The following is a 24,497-nucleotide window of genomic DNA, read 5'->3' as shown; positions in this document are numbered from 1 at the left end:
CCTCTGCGCCGAACAAAGTGGCATATACGCCTAAATATCGGCGCTTTCACCTTGTTTCGGACATAGCACTCGACGATACAAAATTGCCTGCAATTCTTCGAATTTTACCGGCTTGCTCAAATACTCGGTCATCCCCACCGCCTGACAACGCTCGCGTTCGGCGTTCGGTGTCACCGCCAGCACTGGCAGCTGCGCGTAACCTGGCAGCGCCCGCAATTGGCAGCAGAGCGAGACGCCGTCGAGTCGCGCCAGTTGGCTATCAAGCAACACGGCGTCGAAGGATTCGCGCTGAAGCAGATCCAGCGTCGCCCGAGCGCTGTCCACGGTGCGCACCCGATAGCCCAACTTGAGCAGCATGCCACGCACTACCAGTTGATTGATGCTGCTGTCATCGACCAACAACACACGGCACTCCTGGGGCGCACGGAGGGTTTTCGGCCGGTGTCCCTGGAAACATTGCTCGATCACCAAAGGTTGTGCGCTATCGGTATCGAACTCGACGTCCAGCTGGAAACAACTGCCGCGGCCGGGCTCTGATTGATGGGTCAGACGCCCACCGAGCAACTCGATCAGTTGTCGGCAAATTGCCAGGCCGACACCCAGCCCGCCGTATTCGCGAGTCATCGAACCATCGAGCTGGAAGAATCGTTGATACAGGGTGGCTTCATCCAGATGGGTGAAACCGATACCGGTGTCGATCACCGCGAAGCACAGCGCCACCCGGCCCTCACTCGCCGGCTTCCCGGTGACTCGCAGTACCAACCCACCCACTCGGGTAAACTTGATGGCGTTATCAAGCAAACATTCCAGGCATTGGGTCAATTTTTTGCTATCGCCTTGCAGACGATCCGGCAACCCCTTTGCCACCTCGACCTGAAAATCCAGCGCCTTGCCCATGGCATTTGCGGCGAACTGCATTTGCAGTGCATCGAGCACCCCCCGCAGGCTGAAGTCTTGCTGTTGCACCTTGAGCCTGCCGGCCTGCAACTCAGTCAGGGTGAGGATCCCATTGACCATGCGCATCATGTCCCGCGCCGAGCCCGCGGCGGTCTGCTGGTACTGCTCCAGCTCCGGGCTGAGGTCGACGGTTTGCATCAGTTCCAGCGAGCCGATCACTCCGTTCATCGGCGTGCGCAACTCATGGGTCAGGGTCGCGAGGAATTCGTCCTTGAGCCGGTTGCTGTGGGCCAATTGCTGGTTCAACACTTCGAGTTTCTGACCGGCATCGAACAAGATCTGGGCCTGCTGCTCGCGCATCGAGTTAATGCGATCGGCCAGGGCCAGTGACAGCAATGCCACCTCAAGTGCCGAGCCGATCTGGCTGGCATACATGGTCAGGAACACGTTCGGCAGATAGCCCAGCACCATCAGGGTGTTGATCACTCCACCGAACAGAAATGCCGACCAGGCGATGATGAAATACCGGGCCACCCGCAGACCGCGGCACCAGGCGAACACCCCGGCGGCAAATATCGTCACGGTAAAGGCCAGGGCCAACGCCGTCGCCAGCCGCAAGGCCAGGGCATAGCTGGCCATCAACGACAGTGCCACCACGACCGCGCTGCATGCGATCAGCACCAGCAGCAGCCGGTCGAGCCAGCGACTGTGGCTGGCGGTCTGCAAAAAGCTGCGGGCAAACTGACTGCCGAACAGCCCTGCGGCGCCGATGAAGAAGGGGGTCGAGGCGTTGGCCCACCAGGGACTGTCTGGCCAGAAATACTCGACCGCGGCGCCGTTCACCGACAGCTGGTACAAACCGAACGATGCTATGTAGAAGATGTAATAGAGGTAGCTGGTGTCACGGACGGCAAGGTAGATGAACAGGTTGTAGATCAGCATGCCCAGCAACACGCCATAGATCAAACCCAGTATGTACAGACGCTGTGGCTGGTCTTCCAGGTAGGCGGTACTCGACCAAAGGGTCAGGGGGGCCTGGATCGAACCCTGGCTTTGCAGGCGCAAGTACAGGGTTTTGCGTTGATCAGGGGCGAAATCCAGGTTGAATAGATAGTTGTTCTGGCGGATCTGCCGACTGGAGAACGGCAAGGCATCGCCCGTACGCTGGGCCAATTGATAGGCGCCAGTTGCATCAGGCAAATACAAGTCGAGATGATCGAGTGGTGGATAGGCCAGCTCCAGCAGCCAGGTGCGCTGGGCCGCCGGATCGCCCGGACGATAATGCAGGTCGATTTTCAGCCAGAACGCCGAGCGCGAGTAACCGGCATTGAGGGTGCTCTTATCATGAGTCTTGAAGCTTGCGGCCAAAGCCTGCGAGCTGACATCGGCGATAGTTGCCTCGCCGCTCACGTCTTCGAACACCTGCATCATTCGTCCCAACGGGAGGCTTTGAGTGTTCTCGTTAAACTCGGCTGCACCGGCCAGCATCGGCAAGCTCAGCAGCAACATCAGCAAATAGCGCATAGAGCCCCAGCATGGCCTGTCCGGTTGAGTCAGGAAGCCCCCCCATTTCCCTTGAGTAGACGCAAGACCGGCAATTCTGTTATCGATTTGGATCCACTCTAGCATAGCCGTTGATGGCCATTGAGCACCATCGAATATTTAAGTTTAAAGGCTCTAGTACAGGCGTCTCAGCGCCATCCATTGATCTAGAGCTGTTTGCCTGATTCAGGTCGGGCAATGCCATAAAAAGTAAACCCGCTGCGATGCGGACAGCCCCGAAAAAAAGCGTTTGGTGGTAAGCTCGCGCACCATGAATATCTACAGCTCTCGCCCCGTTGTCCTCTGTCTCTCCGGCCACGACCCAAGTGGTGGCGCCGGCCTGCAGGCAGATATCGAAGCCCTGCTCGCTCAGGGTTGTCATGCTGCCCCGGCAGTCACCGCGCTGACTGTGCAAGACACGGTCAACGTCAGCGACTTCCGCGTCCTCGACCGTGAGTGGGTATTGGCCCAGGCCAATGCCGTGCTCAACGACTCGACCGTCGCGGCGGTCAAGCTGGGCATGCTCGGCTCGCTGGAAATGGTCGACACCGTAGTCGAACTGCTCCAGGCGCATCCGCATTTGCCGCTGGTCTGCGACCCGGTATTGCGCGCCGGCGGCGGCGGGCGCCTGGGCAAGGATGAAGTCGGCTACGCCATGCGCGAACGCCTGCTGCCGCTGGCGACCATTGCCACCCCTAACCTTCCCGAAGCCCGCATCCTCGCCGAACTGCCTGAAGGCACCCCTGACGAGTGCGCAGAAAAACTCCTGCCTTACTGCAAACACCTGCTGATCACGGGCGGCCATGGTGATGAGCATGAAGTGCACAACCGCCTGTACAGCCGCGATGGCAGCCGCCAGACCTACACCTGCCAGCGCTTGCCGGGCAGTTATCACGGCTCGGGCTGCACCCTGGCCAGCGCACTGGCCGGTCGCCTGGCCTTGGGTGAAAACCTCGCCAGCGCCGTGCAATCGGCACTGAACTACACTTGGCGCACCCTGCGCGATGCCGAACAGCTCGGCAAAGGCCAGTTCGTTCCACGCCGGCTGCCGCTGGATTTTTGCTCGTAACGCCATGAGGCTTGCTCGATGAAACTACGTGGCCTGTATGCCATTACCGACAGTCAACTGTTGGCCGGCAAGTTCCTGCCTTTTGTGGAAGCGGCACTGGAGGGCGGTGTCACACTGCTGCAGTACCGCGACAAGAGCTCCGACGAAGCCCGTCGGCTGCGCGAAGCCGAAACCCTGCGCACTTTGTGTGAGCGCTACAACGCCCAGTTGATCATCAATGACGATGCCGAACTGGCCGCGCGCCTTGGCGTCGGCGTCCACCTGGGGCAGACTGACGGCCCGCTGACCCCGGCTCGGGCCCTGCTCGGGCGCAAGGCGATTATCGGCTCGACCTGCCACGCTCAACTCGAGCTCGCCGAACAAGCCGCCAAAGAAGGCGCCAGCTATGTCGCCTTCGGCCGCTTCTTCAACTCCAACACCAAGCCCGGCGCGCCGGCGGCCACCCTCGACTTGCTCGACCAGGCCCGCAGCAAATTGCACCTGCCGATCTGCGTGATCGGTGGCATCACTCTGGAAAACGCCGCCCCGCTGGTGGCCCATGGAGCCGACCTGCTGGCCGTGGTCCACGGTCTGTTCGGTGCCGCGACTACCCAGGAAGTGACGCAGCGCGCGCGCGCCTTCAAAGCCCTGTTTGATATCTAAATAGCCGAATCCTGATTCAGAGAACCCCATCATGTCTCGTTCCGAAACCCTGTTTGCCAATGCCCAGAAACACATTCCCGGCGGTGTGAACTCGCCCGTTCGTGCCTTCAAGAGCGTCGGCGGCACCCCGTTGTTCTTCAAGCACGCAGAAGGCGCCTATGTAACGGACGAAGATGACAAGCGTTACGTCGACTACGTCGGCTCCTGGGGACCGATGATCCTCGGCCATAGCCACCCCGAAGTGCTCGACGCGGTGCGCAAGCAGCTCGAACACGGGTTGTCCTATGGCGCCCCGACCGAAATGGAAACCCAGATGGCCGATCTGGTCTGCTCCATCGTGCCCTCGATGGAAATGGTCCGCATGGTCAGCTCCGGCACTGAAGCAACCATGAGTGCGATTCGTCTGGCCCGTGGCTTCACCGGCCGCGACAGCATCATCAAGTTCGAAGGTTGCTACCACGGCCACTCCGACAGCCTGCTGGTCAAGGCCGGCTCTGGCGCACTGACCCAAGGCGTTCCCAGCTCTGCCGGGGTACCCGCCGCATTTGCCAGACACACCCTGACCTTGCCCTTCAACGATATCGACGCCGTCGAACAGATGCTCAGCGAAGTCGGCCAGGAAGTGGCCTGCATCATTGTCGAGCCGGTGGCCGGCAACATGAACTGCGTGCCACCGGCACCGGGCTTCCTCGAAGGCCTGCGCACGCTCTGCGACAAACACAGCGTGGTGCTGATTTTCGACGAAGTGATGACCGGTTTCCGCGTCGCCCTGGGTGGCGCCCAGGCCCACTACGGCGTCATTCCGGACCTGAGCACGTTCGGCAAGATCATTGGCGGCGGCATGCCAGTGGGCTGCTTCGGTGGTAAGCGCGAAATCATGTCGCATATCGCCCCATTGGGGCCTGTCTACCAGGCCGGCACCCTGTCCGGCAACCCGCTGGCCATGGCTGCGGGCCTGACCACCCTGCGCCTGATCAGCCGCCCGGGCTTCCACGCCGAGTTGAGCGACTACACCAGTCGCCTGCTCGACGGCCTGCAACAGCGTGCCGACGCGGCTGGCATTCCGTTCGTGACCACCCAGGCCGGCGGCATGTTCGGCCTGTACTTCAGCGGCGCTGACGACATCGTCACCTTCGATGACGTCATGGCCAGCGACGCCGGCCTGTTCAAACGCTTCTTCCACCTGATGCTCGAGGGCGGCGTGTACCTGGCACCCAGCGCCTTTGAAGCCGGTTTCACCTCGATCGCCCATGGCGATGCCGAACTGCAACTGACCCTCGATGCTGCCGAACGTGCTTTTGCTGCACTGAAGTAAGCCTCTCTGGACTGATGCCGGTGGACGCCGGCGTCAGTTTTGCCTCCTGCCAAAGCCGATTTACCTGCCGCGCAGTGGCAAAATCGCCGAAAGCGGCAGATATAGCCCCCGCGTAGCAGAAAAACGAGTAAAGACTTTGTAAGGTTGGCCCTGCTTATTTCATAATGCGCGCTTATTGGATCCCCCAGTGGATCCACGCGCCCCTCAGAGGTACGTCGATTCCCATGAACCGCACCGGCCGCACCCTTGCATTGGGCTGCCTGTTGCTCCTTCAGCCCCTGCTCGCGCACGCACAAGCAGGTGGCAACTCGTTGTTGATCCCAGCGATGGGTCGTTGCACCCTCAATACTCAGCCGCAAGACTTGGCCGAGGCGCTCGCCGCCTGCAAGCAAGCGGCGGATGCAGGGGATGCACAGGCACAATACGAGTTGGGCGAATTCTATTACGACGGCAAAAATACGCCGCGCGACCTCAATCAAGCCCTGAGTTACTACGAGAAAGCCTCTCTGCAAGGCCACGCCCAGGCGCAATTCAAGCTCGGCAGCATGTTCTTCCATGGCGAAGGTGTGCCCGCGAACAACGTCCAGGCCTATATCGTGCTGAAGATGGCGGCGGTCAATGGCGCCGAAGATGCGCTGGACACCGCCGACGAAGTCGCCGAGCACATGCAGCGCGACGAACTGGAAGTCGCGACCCAGGTACTGGGGCAGATTTTCCGCAAATACCTACTGGAATTGCAAAGCGCCGATGGGCGTTCGCCTTTTGCGCCGTTGCCTTGAATCCTGCCTGATCGAACGCTTGGCGTGCTTTTGTGGCAAAGGGGGCGTTCTGTGGCGAGGGGGCTTGCCCCCGTTCGGCTGCGCAGCAGTCGCAGAGCCGGCGAATGCGGTCCGTCAAACAGAACTCGACTTCAGGTTTCAGGACCGCTTCGCGCTCCAGCGGGGGCAAGCCCCCTCGCCACTAGAAGGCTCCACTCACCACAAAGTACTGAGTGTTACTTATCCGGCATCGGCATCGGAAACGGCATGACATTACTCATACCGCGGGCTTCGGTGATCTTCGGCGTACCCAGACGTTCGACTTCGTCGATGCGCACGATCGAATGCATCGGCACAAAACTGCGTACCACGCCTTCGAACTGCGCCTTGAGCTTCTCTTCGCCAGGGTCGACGACCAGCTGTGTGCGCTCGCCAAAGACGAACTCTTCCACTTCCAGGAAGCCCCACAGATCACTTTGATAGATCTGCTTGGCGTACATTTCGAACACCTGGCCCTGGTTAAGGAAAATCACCTTGTAGATTGGAGCTTCACGTTTGGTCATGGTGGGCGGGCAACAAATCGGGGGATATATATGAGGGCGCGAACTATAGCATAGCCGCCGGACGCACAGCGGTAGGAACCTTGGGACATGTTCCCTATAATGCGCGGTTCTTTGAACCAGTTGATGAACCCCCATGGCCAAGAAGCTCTATATCGAAACCCACGGCTGCCAGATGAACGAGTATGACAGCTCGCGCATGGTCGATCTGCTGGGTGAACATCAGGCCCTGGAAGTAACCGCCCGCGCCGAAGACGCGGACGTCATCCTGCTCAACACCTGCTCCATTCGCGAGCGCGCCCAGGACCGGGTGTACTCCCAGCTTGGCCGCTGGCGCGAACTGAAACTGGCCAACCCGGACATGGTGATCGCCGTCGGCGGTTGCGTGGCCAGCCAGGAAGGCGCGGCAATCCGCGACCGCGCACCCTACGTCGACGTGGTGTTCGGTCCGCAAACCTTGCACCGCCTGCCGGAAATGATCGACGCCGCACGCTTGACCAAGCTGCCGCAGGTCGACGTCTCGTTCCCGGAAATCGAAAAATTCGACCACCTGCCGGAACCGCGCATCGACGGCCCGAGCGCCTACGTCTCGGTCATGGAAGGCTGCAGCAAGTACTGCACGTTCTGCGTGGTGCCCTACACCCGCGGCGAAGAAGTCAGCCGTCCGTTCGACGACGTACTGGCGGAAATCATCCACCTGGCGGAAAACGGCGTGCGCGAAGTCACCCTGCTTGGCCAGAACGTCAACGGCTATCGCGGCCAGACCCATGACGGCCGCCTGGCGGACCTCGCCGAGCTGATCCGGGTGGTTGCCGCCGTCGACGGTATCGAGCGCATCCGCTACACCACCTCGCACCCGCTGGAGTTTTCCGACAGCCTGATTCAGGCCCACGCTGAAGTGCCGGAACTGGTCAAACACCTGCATTTGCCGGTGCAATCGGGTTCGGACCGCATTCTGGCGGCGATGAAGCGCAACCACACTGCGCTGGAATACAAGTCCAAGCTGCGTAAGCTGCGAGCTGCTGTACCGGGCATCTGCATCAGCTCGGATTTCATTGTCGGTTTCCCTGGCGAGACTGAAAAAGACTTCCAGCAGACCATGAAGCTGATCGAAGACGTCGGCTTCGATTTTTCCTATTCATTCGTCTATAGCCAGCGCCCAGGCACCCCGGCCGCCGATTTGCCCGACGAAACACCGGAAGAACTGAAAAAAGAACGCCTGAATGCCCTGCAACATCGACTCAACCAGCAAGGTTTCGAGATCAGCCGACAAATGGTCGGCTCGATCCAGCGCATTCTGGTGACCGATTATTCGAAGAAAGACCCGGGCGAATTGCAGGGGCGGACCGAGAACAACCGTATCGTCAACTTCCGTTGCGACAATCCGCAACTGATCGGGCAGTTCGCCGACGTGCATATCGATGCCGCGCAACCGCACTCGCTGCGCGGTTCTTTGTTGCAATAAGTGTCGGCACGCGCTTCTGTGGCGAGGGGGCTTGCCCCCGCTCGGCTGCGAAGCAGTCGTAAAGTCAGGCAACTCGGCACTAACTGAAAGAACGTGTCGCCCAATTTGGGACCGCTTCGCGCTCCAGCGGGGGCAAGCCTCCTCGCCACAGGGGTAATCGTCGAACACAGCAAGTTATTTAAGAGCTTTCGCACCCGGCCCACTGGCGTTATCCTTGATTTCATCTTAATTGCCCCAGGGCGGCTAAAAACGACCTTGAACGCACCCATCGAACCACATCGTTTCATCCTCGAGCCCTTTGAGGCTCGCCGCTTCGCTAATCTGTGCGGGCAGCTCGACGAGCATCTGCGCCTGATCGAACAGCGGCTGACCATTGAAATCCGCAATCGCGGAAACCAGTTCGAACTGATCGGCGAACCCAAGCACACTTCCTCCGCGGAAAACCTTCTGCGCCGCCTGTATCGGGAAACCAAGAATACCGAGCTGTCGCCGGACGTGGTTCACCTGTTCCTGCAGGAATCGGCCGTGGAGGAACTGGACAGCCATACGGCCGAACCCGCCGTCGCGCTGCGCACCAAAAAAGGCATGATTCGCCCTCGCGGCTTGAATCAGCAGCGCTACGTGAAGGAAATTCTCGGTAACGATATCAACTTCGGCATCGGCCCCGCTGGTACTGGCAAGACCTATCTGGCGGTTGCCTGTGCGGTAGACGCATTGGAGCGCGAGCAAGTACGCCGCATCCTGCTGGTGCGTCCAGCGGTTGAAGCCGGTGAAAAGCTTGGTTTCCTGCCCGGCGACCTGGCGCAGAAAATCGATCCGTACCTGCGCCCGCTGTATGACGCGCTCTACGAAATGCTCGGCTTCGAACACGTCGCCAAACTGATCGAACGCCAGGTGATCGAAATCGCACCGCTGGCCTATATGCGCGGACGAACTCTGAACAACAGCTTCATCATTCTCGACGAAAGCCAGAACACCACCGTCGAACAGATGAAAATGTTTCTGACGCGGATCGGCTTCGGTTCCACGGCCGTTATCACCGGCGACATCACCCAGGTCGATCTGCCCAAAGGCACGCGCTCGGGGCTGTCCCATGTGATCGATGTGCTCAAGGGCGTGCCGGGCATCAGCTTTACGCACTTCATGCCCAAGGACGTGGTACGCCATCCATTGGTGCAGCGCATCGTCGAAGCCTACGAGCGCTTCGAGAATCGCGTCGACGACGATTCGACCCGACTCTCTACCGCCAGGGATACTCGCCGCGATGCTTGAGCTTGATCTGCAGCTTGCAAGCCAAAAAACCGCTCCCAGCGAAGCCGAGTTCCGCCAATGGTGCGAACTGGCCCTGCGCCAGCGCACGGCCGACTCGGAACTGACCATTCGTCTGGTCGACGAACCGGAAGGCCGGGAGCTGAACCACACCTGGCGGCATAAGGATTACGCCACCAATGTGTTGTCCTTCCCGGCCGATGTGCCAGACGAACTGCTGGACATCCCGCTGCTCGGTGACCTGGTGATCTGCGTACCGGTGGTCGAGCGCGAAGCCGCCGAGCAAGGCAAGGCACTCGATGCCCACTGGGCGCATCTGGTCATCCACGGCTGCTTGCATCTGCTGGGTTACGACCACATAGATGACGATGAAGCCGAAGAAATGGAAGCCCTGGAACGAACGTTGCTTGCCGAGCTGGGTCATCCTGACCCTTATGCGGACGACGAAACCGATTCCTCCCCCACCGATACAACAAAGGATTCAGAGTAATCGCTATGAGCGAAGATCGATCGAGCAACGGGCAAAAGTCCTGGCTGGGTAAACTCACCCAAGCTTTTGCCCACGAGCCGAAGAACCGTCAGGAGCTTCTGGAGCTGCTGCGCGAAGCCCACCAGAACAAGTTGCTGGACAGCGAAGCGCTGGCCATCGTCGAAGGCGCCATCCAGGTCGCGGACCTGCAAGTACGGGACATCATGGTTCCGCGCTCGCAGATGATCAGCATCAAGGCGACCCAGACACCTCGCGAGTTTCTCCCGGCGGTCATCGATTCCGCGCACTCGCGCTACCCGGTGATTGGTGAAAGCCACGACGACGTCATGGGCGTCTTGCTGGCAAAGGATCTGCTGCCGCTGATCCTCAAGGAAAACGGCGACAACTGTAACGTCAGGGACTTACTGCGTCCGGCAACCTTTGTCCCCGAGTCCAAGCGCTTGAACGTGCTGCTGCGTGAGTTCCGCGCCAACCATAACCATATGGCCATCGTCATCGATGAATACGGTGGTGTAGCCGGCCTGGTGACCATTGAAGACGTACTGGAACAGATAGTCGGCGACATCGAAGATGAACACGATGTCGAGGAAGACAGCTACATCAAGCCACTGCCCAGCGGTGACTTCCTGATCAAGGCGTTGACCCCGATCGAGAACTTCAACGAGTTTTTCGCCAGCGAGTTTTCCGACGATGAGTTCGACACGGTCGGCGGCCTGGTGATGAGTGCGTTCGGACACCTGCCTAAACGGAACGAGATCACCGAAATCGGTCCCTATCGCTTCCGTATCCTGAACGCCGATAGCCGGCGGATTCACCTGCTGCGCCTGACACCCATATCCCGTTAAGGATCGACATGCTGCGCTTAACCCGTCCCGGCTGGCCCGGTAATCTGCTGGCCGTGGCGGCCGGTGCACTCACCACCCTGACACTGGCGCCGTACGATATCTGGCCACTGGCGCTGCTCGCGCTGGGGATCTTCTATGCCGGCTTGCGCGATCTGACACCACGCCAGGCACTGGGTCGTGGCTGGTGCTATGGCTTCGGCCTGTTTGCCGCCGGCACCAGCTGGATCTACGTCAGCATCCACACCTACGGCGGTGCCTCTGCGTTGCTCGCCGGCCTGTTGATGTTTGCCTTCTTTGCCGCCATCGCCTGGTTTTTTGCCCTGCCTGCCTGGATTTGGGCACGCTGGCTGCGGCGTAACGAAGCGCCCCTGGCCGACGCCCTGGCCTTTGCCGCGCTGTGGCTGGCCCAGGAAGCTTTCCGTGGCTGGTTTCTCACGGGCTTCCCTTGGCTGTATTCCGGTTACAGCCAGCTCGACGGACCTCTCGCCGGCCTCGCACCGCTGGGCGGCATGTGGCTGATTTCCTTCACCCTGGCCCTGACGGCGGCGCTGCTGTACAACCTGCCGCGCCTGGTCCGCAACGGACGCAAGGCGTTCATCGCCGCCGGCCTGTTGTTGCTGATCGCGCCCTGGGGCATTGGCCTGGCACTCAAAGGTCACGCCTGGACCAGCCCCTCTGGCGACCCGCTGTCCGTCGCGGCGATCCAAGGCAATATCGAGCAAAGCATGAAGTGGGACCCGGAGCAGTTGAACTCGCAACTGGCCCTGTACCGCGACATGAGCTTCAGCTCCAAGCGTGTCGACTTGCTGATCTGGCCAGAAACGGCGATCCCGGTACTAAAGGAATCGGCCGAAGGCTACCTGAGCATGCTCGGCAACTTCGCCGCAGAGCGCAATTCCGCACTGATTACCGGGGTACCGATCCGCGAGGTGGTGCATAAGGAAAAGCGCTACTTCAATGGCATCACCGTGGTCGGCGAAGGCGATGGCACCTACCTGAAACAGAAACTGGTGCCGTTTGGCGAGTACGTACCGTTGCAGGATCTGTTGCGCGGGCTGATCGCCTTCTTTGACCTGCCGATGTCGGACTTCGCACGCGGCCCGGCCGATCAGCCAATGCTGCAAGCCAAGGGTTACCAGATTGCGCCGTTCATCTGCTATGAAGTGGTTTACCCGGAGTTCGCCGCCAGCCTTTCGGCCCGCAGCGACCTGCTGCTGACCATCAGCAACGACACCTGGTTCGGCACCTCCATCGGTCCGCTGCAACACTTGCAGATGGCACAGATGCGCGCACTGGAAGCCGGACGCTGGATGATTCGTGCCACCAATAACGGCGTCACCGGGCTGATCGACCCGTTTGGCAAGATCACCGTGCAAATCCCGCAGTTCCAGCGTGGGATTCTCTATGGCGAAGTGGTACCGATGCACAACCTGACGCCGTACCTGCAATGGCGTTCGTGGCCGCTGATCATTGTCTGCGTGCTGCTGTTCGGCTGGGCGTTGCTGGCCAGCCGGATCGCCAAGACGGTTTAGGGGTGCCGCAAAAAGATCGCAGCCTTCGGCAGCTCCTACACGGACCGCATTCACCCGTGATTTTCGGGTGTACGTAAATCCAAGGAGCTGCCGCAGGCTGCGATCTTTTGACTTTAACGGTAAAACAACGAATACCCGACCTGCCCCACCGCCTCATTCAGCAACTGCCCTGATTGCCAGATCGACTTGAACTCCGGCATCCAGCCACCCAATGGCCGGGCATTATCAACCCCTAAAAACCCCACTGGTGCCGCTACGACGGTGAACCCTGCCTGCTCGAAACTCCACACCGAACGCGGCATGTGCGAGGCATGAGTCACCACGACCACCCGCTTGATGCCCAGCGGCTGAAGCACCTCTGCGGTGAACCGGGCGTTTTCCCAGGTCGTGCGGCTGCGTCCTTCCTGCCACCGGACCGTCACGCCAAAATCGTCCTGCATCGACTCCGCCATCAGCGCCGCCTCGGTAGGCGGTGTTCCGTAATGCAAACCGCCACTGGTCAACACCGGCAGGCCCGAGGCCTTGGCCAGACGCGCCGCATAGCGCTCGCGCTCCAGACCGATACCGGTCGGCTGATCCGAGCCCCAAGCCGGGTCGCCATGTTCGCGCCCCGAGCCCAATACCACAATCGCATCCGCGCGCCCGGCCAGCGTCGCCCATTCGCTCCGCGCCAGTGGCGGCTCACGTTCCAGCGCGCGGGCACTCCACTCGACGACGATCGGCAAGCTCATCAGCCAGAAACCACCCACCCCCAGTACAAAGCACAAACCCGCGAGACGGGGTCGCGATCGCCGAAACCACCAGGCAAACAGAAGCAGCAGCAAAAGAATGCCGGGAGGCAGAAGAAGTTGTTTAACGAAATAGCGAAAAGGCATCGAGCATCTCCATAGATGCCCGAAGCCTAAGGGGGTTAAAGCCATGCAACAACAGTTGCTGAAGGCGTTTCTTTCGAAAGCCTTTACTTTTGATGTCATGCAGAGTGCCCGAAAGGGCTGCATACACTTATTTGAACTGCAGGGACCGGACCTTTACCGCGTCCCCGCCGGTTGCCTTGTCTCGCAACCAGATGATCTTGGCCGAACGTGGTGCTTCTTTATGTTTGATAGCTTCCAATACGCTGGAATGTGCTTCACGTTCACTACGGTCCAGATATGCCTTGATCAACTCGAACTCAGCGCGAGTCAAACCACGTAGTTCCAACTCGACAGGACGTTCATCGCGCAACCGGCCTGCCGTTTTTGCCACATCCAAGGCTAGACCCAAACGATCTATCAACCTTTCGTACAGCTCGGGTTTTGTTGCTTTTCGCTGCGACTCAACCATCCGCTCACCTCATTGAAGATAAGACTCGCTCCCCCTCTAAGAGCTTAGTCTCGCTGAAGCAACAGGTCCGCTGCCGCGACCAACGGCCCGCGCAGTACCCCGCAGGTGCAATCAGGGTTTCCCTCGGCAGAGCGCGGTCATGTATGCTACGGCGCTTCCTGTAACTCCACTTCCAGCTCGACTGGACACCGAAAACGCCACATTTGGCGTCGTCACCGTCCAGCGTCGCATCGAAGAGGATTAGGCCACCCCTATTCAGTTCAAAAGTAGCCATGCACGAACAATATCAGCCCCGTGAAATCGAAGCCGCCGCCCAGTCATTCTGGGACGAGCAAAAGTCCTTTGAAGTCAGTGAACAGCCAGGCAAGGAGACTTTCTACTGCCTGTCGATGTTCCCTTACCCCAGCGGCAAGCTACACATGGGGCATGTGCGCAACTACACCATCGGCGACGTGATCTCCCGCTATCAGCGCATGCAAGGCAAAAACGTCCTGCAACCCATGGGTTGGGACGCCTTCGGCATGCCGGCGGAAAACGCCGCGATGAAAAACAACGTCGCACCGGCGAAGTGGACTTACGAAAACATCGCCTACATGAAGACCCAGCTGCGTAGCCTGGGCCTGGGCGTCGACTGGTCGCGGGAAATCACCACCTGCAAACCCGATTACTATCGCTGGGAACAATGGCTGTTCACTCGCCTGTTCGAAAAAGGCGTGATCTATCGCAAGAACGGCACCGTCAACTGGGACCCGGTCGACCAGACCGTTCTGGCCAACGAACAAGTGATCGACGGCCGCGGCTGGCGTTCCGGCGCACTGATCGAGAAGCGCGAAATCCCGATGTACTACTTCAAGATCACCGCCTATGCGGATGAACTGCTGGAGAGTCTCGACGATTTGACGGGCTGGCCCGAGCAAGTCAAAACCATGCAGCGCAACTGGATTGGCAAATCCCGTGGCATGGAAGTGCAGTTTCCTTTCGACCAGGCCTCCATCGGCGAAGCCGGCGTTCTGAAAGTCTTCACCACCCGGCCGGACACCCTGATGGGCGCGACCTACGTCGCAGTGGCCGCCGAACATCATCTGGCGACCCTGGCCGCCAAAGGCAATCCTGAGCTGCAAGCCTTCATCGCTGAATGCAAAGGCGGCAGCGTGGCGGAAGCCGACATCGCCACTCAAGAGAAGAAAGGCCTGCCGACTTCGCTGTTCGTAGAGCACCCGTTGACCGGCGAAAAACTGCCGGTGTGGGTCGCCAACTATGTGCTCATGCACTACGGCGACGGCGCGGTCATGGCCGTACCGGCCCACGACGAGCGCGATTTCGAATTCGCCACCAAGTACAGCCTGCCGATCAAACCCGTGGTGCGTACCAGCACCGGCGATGAAACGCCCGCTCCCTGGCAGGACGCCTACGGCGAGCATGGCCAACTGATCAACTCCGGCGAGTTCGACGGTCTGGACTTCCCTGGCGCTTTCGATGCGATCGAAGTGGCACTGATCAAGAAGAACCTTGGCGCTTCCCGCACCCAGTTCCGCCTGCGCGACTGGGGCATCAGCCGTCAGCGCTACTGGGGCTGCCCGATCCCGATCGTCCACTGCGATAGCTGTGGTGATGTGCCGGTGCCGGAAGACCAACTGCCGGTGGTGCTGCCCGAAGACGTCGTCCCCGACGGCGCCGGTTCGCCATTGGCGCGCATGCCCGAGTTCTACGAATGCAGCTGCCCGAAATGCGGCAAGCCGGCCAAGCGCGAAACCGACACCATGGACACCTTTGTCGAGTCGTCCTGGTACTACGCCCGCTACGCCTCGCCACATTATGAGGGTGGTCTGGTCGACCCGGCCGCAGCCAATCACTGGTTGCCGGTCGATCAGTACATCGGCGGTATTGAACACGCGATTCTTCACCTGCTCTACGCTCGCTTCTTCCACAAACTGATGCGCGACGAAGGCCTGGTCAGTTCCAACGAGCCGTTCAAGAACCTGCTGACCCAAGGCATGGTGATCGCCGAGACTTACTTCCGTCGCGAAGCCAACGGCAGCCTGACCTGGTTCAACCCGGCGGATGTCGAGCTGGAACGCGACAGCAAAGCCAAAATCATCGGCGCCAAGCTGATCAGCGACGGTCTGCCGGTAGAAATCGGTGGCACCGAGAAAATGGCCAAGTCGAAGAACAACGGCGTTGACCCGCAATCGATGATCGACCAGTACGGCGCCGATACCTGCCGCCTGTTCATGATGTTCGCCTCGCCACCAGACATGAGCCTGGAATGGTCCGACTCCGGCGTCGAAGGCTCCCATCGCTTCCTCAAGCGTGTCTGGCGCCTGGCGCAATCCCACGTCAGCCAGGGCCTGCCGGGCGCGCTGGATCTCGCTACGCTGAATGACGAGCAGAAGGTCATTCGCCGGTCGATACATCTGGCCATCAAACAAGCCAGCCAGGATGTCGGCCTGCATCACAAATTCAACACCGCCATCGCTCAGGTGATGACGCTGATGAACGTACTGGAGAAAGCCCCGCAAACCACCGGCCAGGACCGCGCGCTGATGCACGAAGGTCTGGAGACTGTGGCCCTGCTGTTGGCGCCGATCACTCCGCATATCAGTCATGAGCTGTGGCACCAGCTGGGCCACACCGGCGCGGTCATCGATGCCAACTGGCCAGCGCTGGACGACAGCGCCCTGGTGCAGGACAGCCTGCAGCTGGTGATCCAGGTCAACGGCAAGTTGCGCGGTCACATCGAAATGCCCGCCAGCGCCAGCCGCGAAGAGGTGGAAGCTGCAGCACGGACCAATGAAAACGTACTGCGTTTCACCGAAGGTCTGACCATTCGCAAGGTTATTGTAGTGCCTGGCAAACTGGTCAATATCGTCGCTAGCTAATTGGATCAGGCGTCAGGTCCCGGACTTGGCGCCGAACAAAACCTCCAGGGCCGCGCAGTCGACCCAAATGGTTTCAAGGGGAGCAACAAGATGATCAAACGTAATCTGCTGGTTATGGGCCTCGCGGTACTGCTGAGCGCCTGCGGCTTCCAGCTGCGCGGTACCGGCACTACCGATCTCGCTATCAGAGAGCTCGACCTGAGTGCCCGTAACGCCTACGGCGCGACCGTTACCCAGCTGCGCCAGGTATTGCAAGGCAGTGGCGTCAAAGTCTATGCCGGCGCACCGTACAAGCTGACGCTGACCGATGAACAGGAATCCCGGCGCACGCTCAGCTATGCCGGCGCAGGGCGCTCGGGCGAGTATGAGATGACCACCGTGCTGTCCTATGAAATCCAGGGGCACGACAATCTGCCGTTGCTCAGTGACAATCTGCAAGTGCAGAAGGTCTTCGTCCACGACGGTAACAACCTGGTAGGTTCTGATCAGGAAGCCGCCCAAGTGCGCGAGGAATTGCGTCGCGACCTGGTGCAACGGATGATGCTGCGTCTGCAACAGCTGACCCCGACGCAACTGGATCAACTGCAGCAAACCGCCGATGCCAGAGCCAAGGCTGAGGCCCAGGCATTGGAAGCGGCCCAAAAGGCAGAAGCGGAAACGCCACGCCAGTCGCCTCTGCAACTGCAGAACCAGTAAGTCGTACGGGGCGCGCCAAGCGCGCCCCGCTCGCCTCTTCTTATGAAACTCGCCCCCGCCCAACTCGCCAAACACCTGCAAGGCAAGCTCGCGCCTGTGTACATCATCAGCGGTGATGATCCGCTGCTGTGCCAGGAAGCCGCCGATGCCATCCGTACCGCTGCCCGTCAGCAAGGCTTCGATGAGCGCCAGGTGTTCAGCGCCGACGCCAGCTTCGATTGGGGCTCGCTGCTGCAAGCGGGCGCCAGCATGTCGCTGTTCGCCGAAAAACGCTTGCTGGAACTGCGCCTGCCTTCCGGCAAGCCTGGTGACAAGGGCGCCGCGGCGTTCATCGAATACTGCTCGCGCCCTCCTGAAGACACCTTGCTGCTGATCAGCCTGCCCAAGCTCGACGGCAGTGCGCAGAAGACCAAGTGGGGCAAGGCACTGATCGAAGGTCAGCAGACCCAGTTCTTGCAGATTTGGCCGGTAGACGTCAACCAGTTACCGCAATGGATTCGTCAACGCCTGTCCCAGGCGGGGCTTTCCGCCAGCCAGGACGCCGTCGAGCTAATTGCTGCGCGCGTGGAAGGCAACCTGCTGGCGGCCGCGCAGGAAATCGAAAAACTCAAGCTGATGGCCGAAGGCGGTCAGATCACCGTCGAGACGGTGCAAGCGGCTGTTGCTGATAGTGCGCGCTTTGATGTATTCGGCCTGGTGGATGCAATTCTCAACGGCGAAGCCGCCCACGCCTTGCGCATGCTCGAAGGCCTGCGCGGGGAAGGCGTCGAACCACCGGTGATTCTCTGGGCGCTGGCCCGGGAGCTGCGCCTGCTGGCCAACCTGTCGCTGCAATACAGCCAGGGCATACCGCTGGACAAAGCCTTCAGCCAGGCCCGTCCGCCAGTCTGGGACAAGCGCAAGCCTCTGATGAGCAAAGCCCTGCAACGCCACTCAGCGCAGCGCTGGGGGCAATTGCTGCTCGATGCTCAGCGTATCGATGCACAGATCAAAGGCCAGGCGGCGGGCTCGCCGTGGATGAGCCTTAGCCGTTTGTCGCTGTTGATGGCCGGTCAGCGGTTGGCATTGCCGGCGGAATGATCGAACAATGTGGCAAGGGAGCTTGCTCCCTCGCCACAGGTCGTCATTTCCTACACATCGCAGGGTCTGGACAGATTCCCCGCGTTGTCCGATGATCGGCAGCGCAAAAACCCATCCACCAGCGAGACCTCATCATGAGCAAGAAGCCATCAACGCATGGCCCCAACAAGGCCAAATCCATTATCGCCCAGCCTCTGTTCCGCAGCCGTCAGGAACACCCAGGCAAGGGCAAAGGCAGCTACCGCCGCGAAGCCTTCCAGTCTAAAAGCTGGGAGGCTTCTTACTTTCAGACCGCCTGAAAGCAAGCAACCCCTCAACATGTTAAGGTCGGCACCTGATTCGTATTTTCTGGACCTGTGCATGCCCTTTTGTCTTTCCCGTCGTTGGCATTTACGCCAATTGATCGCTGCCTCCAGCCTTATTCTGTTAGTCGCCTGCGCGGAAAAACCCACCGCTGCCGACGCCCAACCGCTTCAGAATGTTGCTGTCGTCCCCGCGCCCGCGGTGATTCCTCCAGTCGTCCCGACTGGCGAGAACCTGGAAATCCAGCCGACGCAGACGTTCAATGAATGGCAGACCGCGTTTCGCCAGGACGCCCTGGTCGCTGGCATCAGCCCCAGCCTGTTCGATCGTGCGTTTGCCGGTGTTACACCGGATATGAGTGTGATCCGCGCCGACCGCAGCCAACCGGAGTTTGCCCGTCCGGTATGGGAATACCTCAATGGCGCGCTGTCTGCCATGCGGGTCCGCAAAGGCCAGGGGCTGCTCTACGAATACGCCGACACCCTGCAAAGCATCGAACAGCGTTATGGCGTTGATCGCCAGGCGCTGGTCGCGGTCTGGGGCATGGAAAGCAACTTCGGCAGTTTCCAGGGCGACAAATCGGTGATCCGCTCCCTGGCCACCCTGGCCTACGAAGGCCGGCGTCCAGGCTTTGCCCATGCCCAATTGCTGGCCGCGCTGCAGATTCTTCAGAACGGTGATATCGAACCCGAGAAGATGCTCGGTTCCTGGGCCGGCGCCATGGGGCAGACCCAGTTCATCCCGACCACCTACAACACCCACGCAGTGGACTTCGATGGCGATGGACGGCGCGATATCTGGGGCAGCCCGGCCGATGCCCTGGCCTCGACCGCCCATTACCTGCAAAGCTCCGGCTGGCAGAAAGGCCAGCCCTGGGGCTTTGAGGTGCAATTGGCGAGCGGTTTCGACTATGCACTGGCCGATGGCTCGATCCGCAAGTCCGTCGCCGAGTGGATGCAGCTCGGACTCAAGCTGCCTGAAGGGACGAGCATACCGACCGGCTCCGAACAGCTGTCCGCGGCCCTGTTGCTGCCGGCCGGTTATCGCGGCCCGGCATTCCTGATCCTCGATAACTTCCGGGCCATTCTCAAGTACAACAACTCGTCGTCCTATGCCTTGGCCGTCAGTCTTCTGTCCGAGCGCTTCAGTGGTGCCGGGCTGATCAGCGGTGAATGGCCCAAGGATGACCTGCCGTTGAGCCGCTCCGAGAGGATCGAGCTGCAAAGCCTGCTCAGCATGAACAACTACGATGCCGGCACTGCCGATGGCATCATCGGCGCCAATACCCGCAAGGCGATACGCGCGGCGCAGCAGTCGTTTGGCTGGCCGGCGGATGGTTATCCGACGCACAAGCTGCTGGAGAGTTTGCGTAGCCGCTAAGCAAAGATCGCAGCCTGCGGCAGCTCCTACACCGACCGCGTACACCCGTTAATCCCGGGTGTACGCAAATTCCGTAGGAGCTGCCGCAGGCTGCGATCTTTTCTGCTATGCCCACGCTCTCGCATGGGAATGATAACCTAGAAGCGAACCACCACATCCTGCTCCAGCACCAACTCTTGAGCCCCCGCATCCAACCGGACCATCGCCCCCATTGGCAGGGTCAGGTTCGGGTCGCAATGGCCACTGCGCCAGCCAGCCAGTACCGGAATCCACAGCGGTTCGAAGGTTTGCTTGAGCAACCCGGCCAATGCCTGCGAGTCCACCCCGGCAACATCGCCCACCAAGACCCCAGAGAGCTTGCTCAGCACGCCCGCGAGTCGCAGATGGGTCAGTAGCCGGTCTATGCGGTACAGCGGCTCGTTGATGTCCTCAACGAACAAAATGACGCCGTCGGCATCGATCTCGTAAGGCGTGCCCAGGGTGCCGGCAATCAGCGAGAGATTGCCTCCCAGCAAACGACCGCGCGCAACACCCGGCACAATCGTGGTCAATGGATAAGCCGGCGGATGGGGCAACACGCTCCCGGACGTTAAATCCCCTCTGAGCATGCCGAGCAACGAGGATTCGGTGGGCTGCTGTTTATCCCCCAGCAGATCGGCATTGAGCATCGGTCCATGGAAGGTCACGAAGCCCGCATAACGACTGATCGCCAGATGCAGTGCCGTGAGATCGCTGTAGCCGACAAAAGGTTTGGCATTGCGACGCAGCAACTCGAAATCGATCCGGTCCAGCAGCCGCGGGCTTCCATAACCGCCACGCAGGCACAGGATCGCGTCGATGCGGCTGTCGGCGAACGCCGCATGCAGGTCGTTCAAGCGGACCTCGTCACTTCCGGCCAGGTAACCGTCTTTCTGTTCGACACCGGGAAAGATCCGCAGCCCGTAGCCCCTGGCCTGCATCCATTGCACAGCCTTCTCGGCATCCAGCGCTGCGGGACCGGCCGGTGCGATCAAGCCGATCACGCCATTGGCTGGCAATGCAGGCACTGGCGTGTGAGCGCAGGCTTTGTCTGTTGATCGAATCGTCATCCATGGTTCTCCCTGCGTAGACTCTTCAACGCACAGTAGACACGAATGCAGGCAAATAGAAGGGGATAAGCACTACAGGACGCGAAGGAAAAGTCTGGTTTGCGGTGGCAATGTTGTTCTGCCCAGCTAAAAATCAGACCGCCCGCCAGAATGAAGATTCTGGCGGGCGGTTGCAGATCAGGACATCAAGCTGGCTTTAACCAGTTTCGCCTGTTCGTCGGCGTGGTACGAGGAACGTACCAGCGGGCCCGACGCAACGTTCTTGAAGCCCATCTTGTAGCCTTCTTCGGCGAACCAGGCGAACACGTCCGGGTGCACGAAGCGCTGCACCGGCAAGTGGCTGCGCGATGGCTGCAGGTACTGGCCGAGGGTCAGCATGTCGATGTCGTGTTCGCGCATGCGCTTCATGACTTCGATGACTTCTTCGTCGGTCTCGCCCAGACCCAGCATCAGGCCGGACTTGGTCGGAATGTGCGGCATCATCTGCTTGAAGCGTTGCAGCAGGGTCAGAGACCACTGGTAATCCGAACCCGGACGCGCAGCCTTGTACAGGCGCGGTACGGTTTCCAGGTTGTGGTTGAACACATCCGGCGGCTCGGCGGCGGTGATTTCCAGCGCCACATCCATGCGGCCACGGTAGTCCGGAACCAGGGTTTCGAGTTGCACGTTCGGCGACAGTTTGCGGATCTCGCGGATGCAGTCGGCAAAGTGCTGGGCACCGCCGTCACGCAGGTCGTCGCGGTCTACCGAGGTGATCACTACGTACTTCAATTTCAGGTCGGCGATGGCAATGGCCAGGCTTTCCGGCTCATTGACGTCCAGTGGCTTCGGTCGACCGTGACCGACGTCGCAGAACGGGCAGCGACGGGTGCAGATGTCGCCCATGATCATGAAGGTCGCGGTGCCGCCGGAGAAGCACTCACCCAGGTTAGGGCAGGAGGCTTCCTCACAGACGCTGTGCAACTTGTGTTTGCGCAACAACGCCTTGATACGGTCGACTTCCGGCGAAACCGGGATACGCACACGAATCCAGTCGGGTTTTTTCGGCAGTTCGGTGGTTGGAATGATCTTCACCGGAATGCGTGCAACCTTCTCGGCGCCGCGCAGCTTGACGCCGGCTTCTACCTTGGCACGCGGGGCCGGACGCTCGGTGACATCCAGCGTCGGGATCATGGTTTGCACTGCATCAGTAGTCATATCAGTCGATTCCGCCCGTTAGGGTCGTCTGCTCAGCATAGTCGAGGTGTTTGACGAGCTGCACGCGCAGCCGGGCACTTACCTCGGCAAATTCAATCGGTCCTGTGTGATCGCGCAGCTGGGTCATCGCCAGCCCCGCGTAGCCACAGGGATTAATTCGTCGGAACGGCTCCAGATCCATATCCACGTTCAACGCCAGGCCATGAAAGGAACAACCGTGGCGAATCCGCAGACCCAGAGAGGCGATTTTCGCGCCGTCGACGTAAACGCCCGGCGCATCGGCCTTGGCCAGCGCCGTGACGCCATAACTGGCCAGCAGCTCGATCAGGCACAGCTCCATCCGGCTGACCAGCTCGCGCACGCCAAATCCCAGCTTGCGCACATCCAGCAGCAGATAAGCCACCAGCTGACCAGGGCCGTGATAGGTCACTTGCCCGCCGCGGTCGACCTTCACTACCGGAATATCCCCGGGTAGCAGCAGGTGCTCGGGCTTGCCCGCCTGACCTTGAGTGAAGACCGGAGGATGCTGAACCAGCCAGACTTCGTCCGGCGCAGTGCTGCCGCGCTCATTGGTGAAGCGCTGCATGGCCTGCCAGACCGGCTCGTAAGCCATCTGGCCGAGCTCGCGAAAGCCCAGCGTGCCGGACATCACAGCACCATGTGCACGAAACCGGTAGCCCGCAACTCGCTGTTGATGTCGTACAGCTGCTCTTGACCGGTGGCGATGATGTGCAACTGGATGGTCGTGTACTTGCCGTTGGTACTCTGGCGCTCGGCGAGGGTCTGATGGTCAACGGTTGCGTGTTTTTCAAGGATCGCGATGATCTTGTCCTTGAAACCCACGCCGGTGTCGCCGATTACCTTTATCGGGTAATCCGCGCAGGGGAATTCGATTTTTGGCGCCTTTACTTCAGTATCTGTCATGGCGTAACGGCCTCGTAAGCCGTGGCGACGGACATACCCCCCGCTCCATGTCGGAGCGAGAGGCACGCTGGACCACAATAATCAGTTGAACAAGCCGTAGAAGAATAGACGGATGCTATCCCACATGCGGCGGAAGATACCACCCTCGTCGACGGCGTCCAGTGCGATCAGGTCGGCGCTGTGCACGACTTTATCGTCCAGTTTCACTTCGACTTTACCAATCACGTCGCCCTTGGCGATCGGTGCGATCAGTTGCGGGGTCATGCTCATGCTGGCCTGCAGCTTTTTCAGCTGGCCTTTAGGCAAAGTCATGGTCAGGTCTTGAGCCAGACCGGCCTTGACCTGATTGGTGGTGCCTTTCCAGACTGGAGCCTGAGCCAGCTCGGTACCTTTCTGGTAGAAGGTCTGGGTTTCGAAGAAGCGGAAACCGTAAGTCAGCAGCTTCTGGGTTTCAGCCGCACGAGACTGTTCGCTGTTGGTGCCAAAGACCACTGCGATCAAACGCATGCCGTCACGTACCGCCGAAGACACCATGCAGTAGCCGGCTTCGTCGGTGTGACCGGTTTTCAGGCCGTCGACAGTCTTGTCACGCCACAGCAGCAGGTTGCGGTTCGGTTGTTTGATGCCGTTCCAGAAGAACTCCTTCTGCGAGTAGATCGCGTAGTGAGCCGGGTCTTCATGGATGATTGCGCGGGCCAGCACGGCCATGTCATGAGCCGACGAGTAATGCTCCGGGTTCGGCAGACCGGTCGGGTTCATGAAGTGACTGTTGGTCATGCCCAGATCGGCGACGGTTTTGTTCATCATGTCGGCGAACGCGTCTTCGCTACCGGCGATGTGCTCGGCAAGCGCAACGCTGGCGTCGTTGCCCGACTGGATGATGATCCCGTGCAGCAAGTCGCTGACCGTTACCTGCGTGCCAACCTTGATGAACATCCGCGAACCGCCGGTACGCCAGGCGTTCTCGCTGACGGTTACCGGATCGTTTTCACCGATCTGGCCACGACGGATTTCCAGGGTCGCCAGGTAGGCGGTCATCAGCTTGGTCAGGCTGGCCGGCGGCAGACGCTGGTCACCATTGTTCTCGACCAGCACATTGCCGCTGCTGGCGTCCATGAGCACATAGGATTTGGCGGCCAGTTGCGGTGGCGACGGCATCATCTCGATCGCCCAGGCGGCAGGCGTGATGATCAGCGGGACAAGCAGGCACAGGCGTTTGGCAAAGGTGGTGATGTTCATCCGT

The 24,497-nt window shown here is 60.2% G+C and carries 23 protein-coding genes; 14 read left to right on the top strand and 9 right to left on the bottom strand.

Translation table 11 applies throughout. The annotated features are described in order from the left end of the window. Window positions 1-30: 30 nt before the first annotated feature. A complete protein-coding gene (locus tag ACA064_RS03085) occupies window positions 31-2,421 on the bottom strand; it encodes a hybrid sensor histidine kinase/response regulator (protein WP_497672073.1) in 2,391 nt (796 codons plus the stop codon). A gap of 289 nt (window positions 2,422-2,710) precedes the next feature. On the opposite strand from ACA064_RS03085, the gene ACA064_RS03080 reads away from it, so the two are divergent. From ACA064_RS03080 to ACA064_RS03065, 4 genes are all read left to right on the top strand, one after another. Then, entirely contained in the window at window positions 2,711-3,508 is a 798-nt protein-coding gene (locus ACA064_RS03080) for a hydroxymethylpyrimidine/phosphomethylpyrimidine kinase (protein WP_489359056.1), read from the top strand. A gap of 18 nt (window positions 3,509-3,526) precedes the next feature. Next, entirely contained in the window at window positions 3,527-4,150 is a 624-nt protein-coding gene (thiE, locus tag ACA064_RS03075) for a thiamine phosphate synthase (protein ID WP_497672072.1), read from the top strand. 31 nt (window positions 4,151-4,181) lie between these two features. Continuing rightward, window positions 4,182-5,465, top strand: coding sequence for a glutamate-1-semialdehyde 2,1-aminomutase (gene hemL / locus ACA064_RS03070; RefSeq protein WP_497672071.1), 1,284 nt, complete (start codon window positions 4,182-4,184; stop codon window positions 5,463-5,465). A 224-nt stretch (window positions 5,466-5,689) separates the two neighbouring features. Further along, the gene (locus tag ACA064_RS03065; protein ID WP_497672070.1) at window positions 5,690-6,244 is read left to right on the top strand and encodes a tetratricopeptide repeat protein; all 555 of its coding nucleotides are present in this window, start codon (window positions 5,690-5,692) and stop codon (window positions 6,242-6,244) included. 215 nt (window positions 6,245-6,459) lie between these two features. Here the strand turns inward: ACA064_RS03065 and ACA064_RS03060 are convergent, their stop codons facing one another. After that, a complete protein-coding gene (locus ACA064_RS03060) occupies window positions 6,460-6,786 on the bottom strand; it encodes a DUF1820 family protein (protein ID WP_150641200.1) in 327 nt (108 codons plus the stop codon). Between the two features lie 133 nt (window positions 6,787-6,919). On the opposite strand from ACA064_RS03060, the gene miaB reads away from it, so the two are divergent. The 5 genes from miaB to lnt all read left to right on the top strand — a co-directional run bounded on the left by miaB (window position 6,920) and on the right by lnt (window position 12,384). Continuing rightward, complete coding sequence (miaB, locus tag ACA064_RS03055; protein ID WP_489359052.1) at window positions 6,920-8,248, top strand: tRNA (N6-isopentenyl adenosine(37)-C2)-methylthiotransferase MiaB; 1,329 nt, start codon at window positions 6,920-6,922, stop codon at window positions 8,246-8,248. A 255-nt stretch (window positions 8,249-8,503) separates the two neighbouring features. Beyond that, window positions 8,504-9,520 carry a PhoH family protein gene (locus ACA064_RS03050; protein WP_497672069.1) on the top strand — a complete coding sequence of 339 codons (1,017 nt, stop codon included), beginning with the start codon at window positions 8,504-8,506 and terminating at the stop codon, window positions 9,518-9,520. Continuing rightward, entirely contained in the window at window positions 9,513-10,007 is a 495-nt protein-coding gene (ybeY, locus tag ACA064_RS03045; protein WP_497672068.1) for an rRNA maturation RNase YbeY, read from the top strand. The genes ACA064_RS03050 and ybeY overlap by 8 nt, the downstream gene beginning before the upstream one ends. A 5-nt stretch (window positions 10,008-10,012) precedes the next feature. Beyond that, the gene (locus tag ACA064_RS03040) at window positions 10,013-10,852 is read left to right on the top strand and encodes a CorC family transporter (protein WP_497672067.1); all 840 of its coding nucleotides are present in this window, start codon (window positions 10,013-10,015) and stop codon (window positions 10,850-10,852) included. A gap of 8 nt (window positions 10,853-10,860) precedes the next feature. Next, complete coding sequence (gene lnt, locus ACA064_RS03035) at window positions 10,861-12,384, top strand: apolipoprotein N-acyltransferase (protein WP_497672066.1); 1,524 nt, start codon at window positions 10,861-10,863, stop codon at window positions 12,382-12,384. Window positions 12,385-12,497: 113 nt separating this feature from the next. On the opposite strand, the gene ACA064_RS03030 is transcribed toward lnt, so the two are convergent. Both ACA064_RS03030 and ACA064_RS03025 read right to left on the bottom strand, forming a co-directional pair. Then, window positions 12,498-13,259 (bottom strand): YdcF family protein, encoded by a 762-nt coding sequence (locus ACA064_RS03030; RefSeq protein WP_497672065.1) that lies wholly within the window; start codon window positions 13,257-13,259, stop codon window positions 12,498-12,500. A gap of 127 nt (window positions 13,260-13,386) precedes the next feature. Beyond that, entirely contained in the window at window positions 13,387-13,707 is a 321-nt protein-coding gene (locus ACA064_RS03025; protein WP_497672064.1) for a hypothetical protein, read from the bottom strand. 272 nt (window positions 13,708-13,979) lie between these two features. Between ACA064_RS03025 and leuS the strand changes: the two genes are divergently transcribed. The 5 genes from leuS to ACA064_RS03000 all read left to right on the top strand — a co-directional run bounded on the left by leuS (window position 13,980) and on the right by ACA064_RS03000 (window position 20,045). Continuing rightward, complete coding sequence (gene leuS, locus ACA064_RS03020) at window positions 13,980-16,586, top strand: leucine--tRNA ligase (RefSeq protein WP_497672063.1); 2,607 nt, start codon at window positions 13,980-13,982, stop codon at window positions 16,584-16,586. 90 nt (window positions 16,587-16,676) lie between these two features. Next, window positions 16,677-17,282, top strand: coding sequence for an LPS-assembly lipoprotein LptE (locus ACA064_RS03015; RefSeq protein ID WP_497672062.1), 606 nt, complete (start codon window positions 16,677-16,679; stop codon window positions 17,280-17,282). 42 nt (window positions 17,283-17,324) lie between these two features. Next, entirely contained in the window at window positions 17,325-18,362 is a 1,038-nt protein-coding gene (holA, locus tag ACA064_RS03010; RefSeq protein ID WP_497672061.1) for a DNA polymerase III subunit delta, read from the top strand. A gap of 134 nt (window positions 18,363-18,496) precedes the next feature. Further along, the gene (gene arfA / locus ACA064_RS03005) at window positions 18,497-18,661 is read left to right on the top strand and encodes an alternative ribosome rescue factor ArfA (RefSeq protein ID WP_497672060.1); all 165 of its coding nucleotides are present in this window, start codon (window positions 18,497-18,499) and stop codon (window positions 18,659-18,661) included. Window positions 18,662-18,722: 61 nt separating this feature from the next. Continuing rightward, window positions 18,723-20,045 carry a lytic murein transglycosylase gene (locus ACA064_RS03000; RefSeq protein ID WP_497672059.1) on the top strand — a complete coding sequence of 441 codons (1,323 nt, stop codon included), beginning with the start codon at window positions 18,723-18,725 and terminating at the stop codon, window positions 20,043-20,045. Between the two features lie 137 nt (window positions 20,046-20,182). Here the strand turns inward: ACA064_RS03000 and ACA064_RS02995 are convergent, their stop codons facing one another. From ACA064_RS02995 to ACA064_RS02975, 5 genes are all read right to left on the bottom strand, one after another. Then, window positions 20,183-21,133 carry a S66 peptidase family protein gene (locus tag ACA064_RS02995; protein ID WP_497672058.1) on the bottom strand — a complete coding sequence of 317 codons (951 nt, stop codon included), beginning with the start codon at window positions 21,131-21,133 and terminating at the stop codon, window positions 20,183-20,185. Between the two features lie 177 nt (window positions 21,134-21,310). Then, on the bottom strand, window positions 21,311-22,330 hold the full coding sequence (lipA, locus tag ACA064_RS02990) for a lipoyl synthase (protein WP_497672057.1): 1,020 nt from the start codon (window positions 22,328-22,330) through the stop codon (window positions 21,311-21,313). 1 nt (window position 22,331) lies between these two features. Then, window positions 22,332-22,979, bottom strand: a complete 648-nt coding sequence (gene lipB, locus ACA064_RS02985) for a lipoyl(octanoyl) transferase LipB (protein WP_497672056.1) — start codon at window positions 22,977-22,979, stop codon at window positions 22,332-22,334. Next, window positions 22,979-23,254, bottom strand: coding sequence for a DUF493 domain-containing protein (locus ACA064_RS02980; protein ID WP_150641215.1), 276 nt, complete (start codon window positions 23,252-23,254; stop codon window positions 22,979-22,981). Before ACA064_RS02980 ends, lipB begins: the two co-directional genes overlap by 1 nt. Before the next feature lie 81 nt (window positions 23,255-23,335). Continuing rightward, window positions 23,336-24,493 (bottom strand): D-alanyl-D-alanine carboxypeptidase family protein, encoded by a 1,158-nt coding sequence (locus ACA064_RS02975; RefSeq protein ID WP_497672055.1) that lies wholly within the window; start codon window positions 24,491-24,493, stop codon window positions 23,336-23,338. Between the last annotated feature and the right edge of the window lie 4 nt (window positions 24,494-24,497).

The organism is Pseudomonas sp. LBUM1658, from assembly GCF_059716055.1.
The sequence above is the reverse complement of the archived record's forward strand: the minus strand, read 5'-3'. Positions and strand labels throughout refer to the sequence as shown.